General features: G+C 42.4%; 1 protein-coding gene and 1 pseudogene. One reads left to right on the top strand and one right to left on the bottom strand.

Annotated features, from left to right (window positions below; all coding sequences use genetic code 11):
- Positions 1 to 419, top strand: a pseudogene (locus A3762_RS23090) (NAD(P)H-dependent oxidoreductase); the annotation flags it as partial.
- A 36-nt stretch (positions 420 to 455) separates the two neighbouring features.
- Here the strand turns inward: A3762_RS23090 and A3762_RS27980 are convergent.
- A partial coding sequence (locus tag A3762_RS27980) for an ABC transporter substrate-binding protein (protein ID WP_197469522.1) occupies positions 456 to 910 on the bottom strand: 455 nt, incomplete at its 5' end.

The raw sequence follows: 910 nt of genomic DNA, 5'->3' as shown, positions 1-910 counted from the left end.
ATCATGTTTGGGCTGATGTTGTGACTCTTCAAACGCCTGTGAATTGGATGGGCGTGACATGGACATTCAAAAAATATATGGATGAAGTCTACACGGCTGGTATGGGTGGCTAGTTGTGCAACGTTGATGGGCGTACCCACTAAGCACCTAAGAAAAACTATGGCGGTGGAGGCATAGCAGCGGGTAAAAAATATATGCTGTCATTAACTTTCAACGCACTCGAAGAAGCGTTTAATGACCCAGGTGAATATTTATTCCAAGGCAAAACGGTTGATGATNTGTTCTTCCCGATGCATGTGAATTTTCGGTTCTTCGCAATGGAGCCGCTTGAAACGTTCGTGGCCTATGACGTGATGAAAAACCCAAGCGTCGATGACGACCTTAAACGATTTGAAGCACATTTAGATCGCCTTTTTTAGAGCACTGTTTGGGGCCTCTATTTTAAAGTGGGGGCCTTAATCTGAAACTTCATAGAAACCATTTCGCGATTGTTTTAGAAACTTTTCATAGTACCCAGATTTTCTCAATTTCGTTAGTCCTTTATTGAATGCTGACATGATACTTTCTGCGTCTGGAGTGAGCTTACTAATCAATAAATGGAATGTGGTCGGCTGATAAGAGGGACGCATTTGAGGGGTGTAAGTTAACTGATCAATTTCTTCTTGCGTGAATTCGCTTTGCAACAGCCCATAACCGGTGTTTAAGCTTGCTGGGAAAGCACCTATTCGTCCACGCAGTAATTTTTTGAAGTTTAATGAATCTGTTTCCGATCGCTCTACCTGAATCAAACCCTCTGTTTCATATTTTCTGAAGTTCGATAGATAGGTATATCCGATCGTCGCCCCGACTTTAATGTCTTTTAGACTTTCCCAGTTCTCAGCTTCCCAAGGAATCGGTGCATCTTTTTGAT

It is taken from the genome of Oleiphilus sp. HI0125 (assembly GCF_001635355.1).
The sequence above is the reverse complement of the archived record's forward strand: the minus strand, read 5'-3'. Positions and strand labels throughout refer to the sequence as shown.